Below are 7,544 nucleotides of genomic sequence, written 5' to 3'. Positions count from 1 at the left end.
AGGGCGGCGGTCAGGCGGCACAGGGCCGCAATGGTGCGGGCCGTGGTCGTCCGGCGCACGACGGCCGCATCACCTCGCTCGACCGCGACGAGCTGCCGCGTTCGGAAGCCCTGGTGCGCAACCCGCGCGAGAAGCAACCGGTGATCGTGCACAAGGGCTCGCGCCTGGATCGCTTCCCGACCCCGGAGCAACTCGACGAGCTGGCCAACAGCAGCCGCCCGCGTGGCGAGAAGCCGGCCCTGCTGACGCGCAACCGCGAAGAGTAGGCCAAGGCCGCCAACGAAAACGCCGCCCCATGGGGCGGCGTTTTTGTTTCTGCCAGAACGTACCCCGGATGCAATCCGGGGTACACCCTGCGGTTACTGGCGGATACCTTCGATGGAGAGGATCAGCTCGACGGTCTCGGACGCCGGGCCGAGGTCCATGGCGATATCGAAGTCCTTCAGCTTCAGCGTGGTGCTGCCCTCGAAACCGGCGCGGTAGCCGCCCCAGGGGTCGGAGCCTTCGCCGATGAACTTGGCGGCGATCACCACCGGCTTGGTCACGCCGTTGAGGGTCAGGTTGCCGCTGATGTCGGCGGTGCCTTCGCCGGTGGACTTCACCGAGGTGGACTCGAAGGTCGCGGTCGGGTGCTTGCCGACACTGAGGAAGTCGTCGCTGCGGATATGCTTGTCGCGCTCGGCATGATTGGTGTCGACGCTGGCGGTGTTGAGGGTGACGCTGACGGTGCTCGCCTCGGGATTGGCGGCGTCGAAGCTGAACTTGCCGTCGAAATCCTTGAAGGTGCCGTACAGCCAGCTGTAGCCCAGGTGGCTGATCTTGAAGTTGACGAAGGCGTGCTGGCCTTTCTTGTCGATGGCGTAGTCGGCGGCCAGGGCCTGGCCTCCAATCAGGGCGCTGCCCAGGGCCAGGGCGACGAGGGTTTTCTTCAACATGGGTGAATCTCCTGCTGAGGTTGAGCGAAGGGCGCGGCTCGAGACCTGCGCCGGAAGGAACGACGAATCAACGGCCGAACATGCGCAGCAAGGTGCTGTCGCGGTCGATGAAATGGTGTTTCAGCGCGGCCAGGGCATGCACCCCGGCGAACAGTACCAAGCCCCAGGCCAGGTACTCGTGCACCAGGCCGGCGACATCCTCCTGCTGCGGCAGGCCGGTAAGCGTCGCCGGCACCGCGAACAGGCCGAACACCTCGATGGCGCGACCGTCGGCGGTGGAAATCAGGTAGCCGGAAAGCATCAGCACGAACAGGCCGAGGTAGAGCAGGCGGTGACCCAGCTTGGAGGCCAGGCGGGTGGCCCGGTCGTGGCTGGTCAGGGCCGCCGGCGGCGGGCTCAGCCAACGCCACAGCATGCGCAGCAGCATCAGCGCGAACAGCGTGATGCCGATGCTCTTGTGCAGCTCGGGGGCGCGCTGACGCCAGGGGTCGTAGTAACCCAGCTCCATCATCCACAGGCCCAGGCCGAACAGGCCGAAGACAGCCAGGGCCACCAGCCAGTGCAGCAGCACGCTGACCAGGCCGTAACGGGAGGGGGTGTTGCGCCACTGCATGGGAAGGCTTCCGTAGACGAGAGGTTGAGCAAGACTAGCGACAAAACTATCGATTTAAAGCGAAAAATTTCGCTATGAAATATCGAGAAATACGATATTTGCACGGTGGATTTCCGACCGGCCAGCTTAGTCCAACGCCGCCACCGCGAAGTTCGTCGGCAGGCGCCAAGCGGCAGCTGGGGGCGGATCGACGGCAGCGCCTTCTGGTAGGCTGTGCCGCTGAAGATTGGGAGATGCGCCATGAGCTTGAACGACCAGTGGATGCAACGCGACCTTAACGTGCTGTGGCACCCCTGCACCCAGATGAAGGACCACGAGCGCCTGCCGCTGATTCCGATCCGTTCCGGCTCCGGGGTCTGGCTGGAGGACTTCGACGGCAAACGCTACCTGGACGCGGTCAGCTCCTGGTGGGTCAACGTGTTCGGCCACCGCAACCCGCGGATCAACGCGCGCATCCGCGAGCAGCTGGACAGCCTCGAACACGTGATGCTCGCCGGTTTCACCCACCAGTCTGTGGTCGAGCTGTCCGAGCGCCTGGTGCAGATCACCCCACCCGGCCTGGCCAAGGTGTTCTACGCCGACAACGGCTCCTCGGGCATCGAGGTGGCGCTGAAGATGAGCCATCACTACTGGATCAACAACGGCCAGCCCGGCAAGAAACGCTTCGTCACCCTGACCAACAGCTACCACGGCGAGACGGTGGCGGCGATGTCGGTGGGCGACGTGGCGCTGTTCACCGACACCTACAAGGCGCTGCTGCTCGACACCCTCAAGGTGCCGAGCCCGGACTGTTACCTGCGCCCGGAGGGCATGGGCTGGGAAGAACATTCGCGGACCATGTTCGCGGCCATGGAACAGATCCTGGCCGAGCATGCCCACGAGGTCGCCGCGGTGATAGTCGAGCCGCTGATCCAGGGCGCCGGCGGCATGCGCATGTACCACCCAGTCTACCTCAAGCTGCTGCGCGAGGCCTGCGACCGTTACGGCGTGCACCTGATCCACGACGAGATCGCCGTCGGCTTCGGCCGCACCGGCACGATGTTCGCCTGCGAACAGGCCGGCATCACCCCGGACTTCCTGGTGCTGTCCAAGGCGCTGACCGGCGGCTACCTGCCGATGGCCGCGGTGCTCACCAGCAACGAGGTCTACGCCGCCTTCTACGACGACTACGCCACCCTGCGCGCCTTCCTCCACTCGCACACCTACACCGGCAACCCGCTGGCCTGTGCCGCGGCCCTGGCGACCCTGGACATCTTCCGCGATGACGATGTCATCGAGAAGAACAAGGCCCTGGCCGCGCGCATGGCCAGCGCCACCGAGCATCTCAAGGATCATCCGCATGTCGCCGAGGTGCGCCAGACCGGCATGGCCCTGGCCATCGAGATGGTCGCCGACAAGGCGAGCAAGACCGCCTACCCCTGGCAGCAGCGCCGCGGCCTGGCGGTGTACCAGCACGCCCTGAGTCGCGGCGCCCTGCTGCGCCCGCTGGGCAGCGTGGTGTACTTCCTGCCGCCCTACGTGATCAGCCCGGAACAGATCGACTTTCTCGCCGAGGTGGCCAGCGAGGGCATCGATATCGCCACCCGCGAAACCGTCAGCGTGGCGGTGGACAACCGCTATCCCGGGCATCGCGATCCGGGCTGATAGCGGCGGCAAGCTGCACGCGACGGGCCACAACTAAAAGCTGCGAGGGCAAGGACCGGTGCTTTAAGCTTGCAGCTTTCCACTTGTCGCCTGCAGCTGCCCCTATGCGCCTATCCCGTTTCTTTATCGATGCCCCCCTGTCCCTCGGCCAGCACGAGCTGCCCGAGGCCCAGGCCCACTATATCGCCCGCGTGCTGCGGCATACCGCGGGCGACGCGGTGCAGCTGTTCGACGGCAGCGGCCGCGAGTACCAGGGCGAACTGATCGAGGTGGGCAAGAAGGCGGTGCGCGTGGAGCTGCGCGAGGCGTTCGACGGCCTGGCCGAATCGCCGCTGCGCATCCACCTGGGCCAGGGTCTGTCGCGCGGCGAACGCATGGACTGGGCGATCCAGAAGGCCACCGAACTGGGCGCGACGGAGATCACCCCGATCGTCTCGGAGCGCTGCGAGGTGCGCCTGAAGGACGAACGCGCCGACAAGCGCCTGGCCCACTGGCGCCAGGTGGCGATCAGCGCCTGCGAGCAGTGCGGCCGCTCGCTGCTGCCGGTGATTCATGCGCCGCAGGAGCTGGGCGCCTGGCTCGGCGCGGTCGAAGCCGAACTCAAGCTGGTGCTGCACCCGGTGGCCGAGCCCTGGGCCGGCCATGCGCCGCCGCGCTCGCTGGCGTTTCTGATCGGTCCGGAAGGCGGCCTCGGCGAGGCGGAGGTGGCCCAGGCCAAGGCGGCCAACTTCCACGCCGCACGCCTCGGACCACGGGTGCTGCGCACCGAGACCGCACCCGTGGTAGCGCTGGCCGTGGCGCAGCAGCTGTGGGGGGATCTGTAGCCCGGATCAATGGCACACCAGCCCCAGGCTAGGTAGGTTGGCGCTGAGCGCAGCGAAGCCCAACAGGAAACCCGAAAGGCTGCGCTCGGCAATCCCTGGCGTACCACAATCCACCGTTGGGCTTCGTCGCACGCTCCTCAACCCAACCTACAGCAGCCCGGCGTCTTCCAGCAGTTGCTCCAGGCCGATCAGATCGGGGATGCGCACCACGTCCTCGCCGACCCGCGCCGCGCCCAGTTCAAGCGGCGCCAGCACGACATCGGCGGCCGCCAGGTCGCTGGCGACCTTCAGCGAGCGCGGGATGCCCTGCACCAGCAGGGCGATGAACTTGACCTTGGGCCGGCCGCCCAGGGCGTTGAGCACCGCCACCCGCGCGCCGCCGGCAATCTGCGCCTGACCGCCGCTGGCGGCCTCGAAGGACAGCAGCGGCAGGCGCAGGTCGCGCCAGGCGATCTGGCCGAGGAACCAGGCCGGCATGCCTTCGCTGACCTGCGGCACGCGGTAGGGGATCAACTCGGCCACCGCCACGTTGGGCAGCAGCAGGGTGCGGTCGGCCAGGGGCACCAACAGACCGGTCAGGTTGGCGGCGCTGTTCTGGGCGGCGACGGCTTGGCTCATTGAAACGTCCTCAACTGCAGTGTTCGGCGAGGTGGTTGACCAGCGCCACGGCCAGCTCGCGCGGGTCGGCGCTGAAGCTGCTGTAGCCGCCCTCGCGCAGGCTGTCGGGCATGCTCGGGCTGGCGCAGCTGTCGCCGCGCTGGGTCCAGATCAGGCCACCCTGGCGCTTGACGTAGGCCGCCGCGGCGCTGCCGTCGCTGCCCATGCCGCTGAAGGCGATCACCCCGCACTGGGCGCCGAACTGCTGCGCCAGGTTGAGCATCATCTGGTCGATGGACGGGCTGTAGGGCTCGGGCCAGCCGCGTTCGGCGATCTGCATCGCGCCGTCCTCGGCGAAACCCAGCTCGTGCTGGATCGGCGCCACCACCACCTCGCCGCAGCGCACCGGGTCGCCCTGGCGCGCCGGGTTGACGTGCCACTGGCTGTGCCGGCCGACCGCCTGCGGCAACGCGGTTTCGAAGCTGGCATCGATATGCTGGGCATAGACGAAGCCGATCGGCAGGCCGCCGGGCAACGCATCGAGGAACGCCTTGACCGCCGCCGGGCCGCCCAGCGAGGCCGCCAGCAGCCAGACCTGGCGCGCCGGCTCGCCAGCCTTGAACGGCGTGTCGGCCAAGGCCTGCGGCAATTCCAGGCGCGCTGGACGCTGCGTTTCGTCGAGCAGCGCCTGCAGGCTCGGGCCCACCGCCTGGGTCGGATCACCGACCAGGCGCTTGAGCTTGCCGAACAGGCTGCGCTCCCAGCGCGGGTAGTTCTCCGAATGGCGTTCGGGGGCGTGCCCCTCGCCGAACAGCACCGGCGCGCTGGCGCGCTCCAGCAGGCTGTCGACCAGCGGCGAGTCTTCCGACTGGGCCAGGTCCACCAGCCACAGGTCGGTGTCGCAGGCGGCCAGCGCCGCCTCGTCGAGGCGTGCCGGGTCGCTGTTGAGCACCACCTGGTAGCCGCCACCGGCCAGCGCCTGCTGCAGCACGTGGCGTTGCAAGGAGGTGTCGGCGATCACTGCAATACGTGCCGCGGATTTGTCTGTCATGTCCGTTTGATCCGGTGGCTATCCACCAACTGAGCGATGGTGTCGAGCAGCAAGGACTCCTGATAGGGCTTGCCGAGGTACTGGTTGACGCCGATGGCCATGGCCCGCTCGCGGTGCTTCTCGCCGGTACGCGAGGTGATCATGATGATCGGCAGGTCCTTCAGGCGCTCGTCGTGGCGCACCAGGGTGGCCACCTCGAAGCCGTCCATGCGCGGCATCTCGATGTCCAGCAGCATGATGTCGGGCTTGTGCTCCTGCAGCTGGGCGATGGCGTCCACACCGTCCTTGGCGGTCATCACGTTCATGCCGTTGCGTTCGAGCAGGCGGCTGGTGACCTTACGCACGGTGACCGAATCGTCCACCACCATCACCAGCGGCGGCCGGTCGACTTCCACTTCCTCGCTGATCGCCACCTGGCGCGAGGCCAGGCGCGGGGTCAGCTGGCTCTGCAGGTGCGCATGCAGCACGCGGATGGTCGCCAGCAGGTCGAGAATCACCACCACCCGGCCGTCGCCGAGGATGGTCGCGCCGGAGATGCCGTGTACCCCGGCGAACTGCGGGCCGAGGCTCTTCACCACGATTTCGCGCGAGCCGGCCAGGCTGTCCACCTGCACCGCCACGGCGTGCTCGCTGGAGCGCACCAGGATCACCGGCAGCGGCAGGCTCTGGCCCACCAGCTTGGGCTGCTGACCGTTGTTCAGCAGGTCGCCCAGGTATTTCAGCTCGTAGGCCTGCCCGGCGTACTCGAAGCGCGGCGCATCCGGCGCGTAGTAGGCCTCCAGCTCGTAGGGCGAAACCCGCACGATGCCTTCGATGGTGTTCAGCGGGATGGCATACAGGTCCTCGCCGGAGAGCACCATCAGCGCGCGGTTGACCGACACGGTGAACGGCAGGCGGATGGTGAAACGGGTGCCCTGGCCGACGACCGAGTCGATGCTCATGGAGCCGCCGAGCTGCTTGACCTCCGAATGCACCACGTCCATGCCGACACCGCGGCCGGAAATCTGGGTGACCTTCTCGGCGGTGGAGAAACCGGCCTCGAGGATGAACTGGAGGATCTCGTGGTCGGTCAGGTCGCTGTCGGCATCCATCATGCCGCGTTCGATGGCCTTGCGCCGCACCGCGTCGAGGCGGATGCCGCCGCCGTCGTCGTCGAGGGTGAGGACGATGTCGCCGCCCTCGCGGACGAGGTTGAGGCGGATGGTGCCGGTTTCCGGCTTGCCGACGTCGCGGCGCACGGCAGTGGGCTCGATGCCATGGTCGACGGCGTTGCGCAGCATGTGCTCCAGCGGCGCGACGATGCGTTCGAGCACGGTGCGGTCCATTTCCCCTTCGGCGTTGCCGACGACGAACTCGACCTGCTTGCCCAGCTCGCCGGCCACCTGGCGGACGATGCGGCGCAGTCGCGGCACCAGGCGGTCGAACGGCACCATGCGGGTGCGCATCAGGCCTTCCTGCAGCTCGGTATTGACCCGCGCCTGCTGCAGCAGCAGGGTTTCCGCGTCGCGGTTCTTCGCCGCCAGGGTTTCCTTCAGGTCGAGCAGGTCGGAAGCCGACTCGAACAGCGCCCGCGACAGTTGCTGCAGCTGCGAGTGGCGGTCCATCTCCAGCGGGTCGAAGTCCTCGTAACCGGCACGCTCGGCCTCGGCCTGGTAGCGACTGAGGATTTGCGCCTGGGTCTCGGTATCGAGGCGGCGCAGCTGGTCGCGCACGCGGTCGATGGTGGCTTCCATCTCGCTCAGGGTGAAACTGACGTCGCTGACCTGCTGTTCGACCCGACCGCGGAAGATCGAGGTCTCGCCGGCCAGGTTGACCAGGCCTTCGAGCAGGTCGGCCGGCACCTTGACCAGTTCCTGCGGGGCGCGACGGGACGCGGCCTC

7 protein-coding genes and 1 pseudogene are annotated in these 7,544 nt (G+C 67.6%); 3 read left to right on the top strand and 5 right to left on the bottom strand.

What is annotated here, in order from left to right; all coding sequences use genetic code 11:
- Positions 1–266 (top strand): annotated as a pseudogene (locus tag N878_RS08500) (DEAD/DEAH box helicase); the annotation flags it as partial.
- A gap of 93 nt (positions 267–359) precedes the next feature.
- Here the strand turns inward: N878_RS08500 and N878_RS08495 are convergent.
- Positions 360–935, bottom strand: a complete 576-nt coding sequence (locus tag N878_RS08495; RefSeq protein ID WP_021443239.1) for a YceI family protein — start codon at positions 933–935, stop codon at positions 360–362.
- Positions 936–1,002: 67 nt separating this feature from the next.
- The gene (locus N878_RS08490; protein WP_021443238.1) at positions 1,003–1,548 is read right to left on the bottom strand and encodes a cytochrome b; all 546 of its coding nucleotides are present in this window, start codon (positions 1,546–1,548) and stop codon (positions 1,003–1,005) included.
- A 240-nt stretch (positions 1,549–1,788) separates the two neighbouring features.
- Between N878_RS08490 and N878_RS08485 the strand changes: the two genes are divergently transcribed.
- Both N878_RS08485 and N878_RS08480 read left to right on the top strand, forming a co-directional pair.
- Positions 1,789–3,192 carry an adenosylmethionine--8-amino-7-oxononanoate transaminase gene (locus N878_RS08485; protein ID WP_021443237.1) on the top strand — a complete coding sequence of 468 codons (1,404 nt, stop codon included), beginning with the start codon at positions 1,789–1,791 and terminating at the stop codon, positions 3,190–3,192.
- Positions 3,193–3,296: 104 nt separating this feature from the next.
- Positions 3,297–4,016 carry a 16S rRNA (uracil(1498)-N(3))-methyltransferase gene (locus N878_RS08480; RefSeq protein WP_021443236.1) on the top strand — a complete coding sequence of 240 codons (720 nt, stop codon included), beginning with the start codon at positions 3,297–3,299 and terminating at the stop codon, positions 4,014–4,016.
- 147 nt (positions 4,017–4,163) lie between these two features.
- On the opposite strand, the gene N878_RS08475 is transcribed toward N878_RS08480, so the two are convergent.
- The 3 genes from N878_RS08475 to N878_RS08465 form a co-directional block, all read right to left on the bottom strand.
- Positions 4,164–4,634, bottom strand: a complete 471-nt coding sequence (locus N878_RS08475; protein ID WP_021443235.1) for a chemotaxis protein CheW — start codon at positions 4,632–4,634, stop codon at positions 4,164–4,166.
- A gap of 10 nt (positions 4,635–4,644) precedes the next feature.
- Positions 4,645–5,664 carry a chemotaxis protein CheB gene (locus tag N878_RS08470; protein ID WP_031302923.1) on the bottom strand — a complete coding sequence of 340 codons (1,020 nt, stop codon included), beginning with the start codon at positions 5,662–5,664 and terminating at the stop codon, positions 4,645–4,647.
- The coding region (locus tag N878_RS08465; RefSeq protein WP_031302922.1) for a response regulator at positions 5,661–7,544 on the bottom strand (1,884 nt) is incomplete at its 5' end. The genes N878_RS08470 and N878_RS08465, both read right to left, overlap by 4 nt.

The sequence above is a fragment of the Pseudomonas sp. EGD-AK9 genome, assembly GCF_000465935.2.
In the GTDB taxonomy this organism is placed as follows: Bacteria; Pseudomonadota; Gammaproteobacteria; order Pseudomonadales; family Pseudomonadaceae; genus Aquipseudomonas.
Note: the sequence above shows the minus strand (reverse complement) of the source record. Positions and strands in the feature narration are given on the sequence as shown.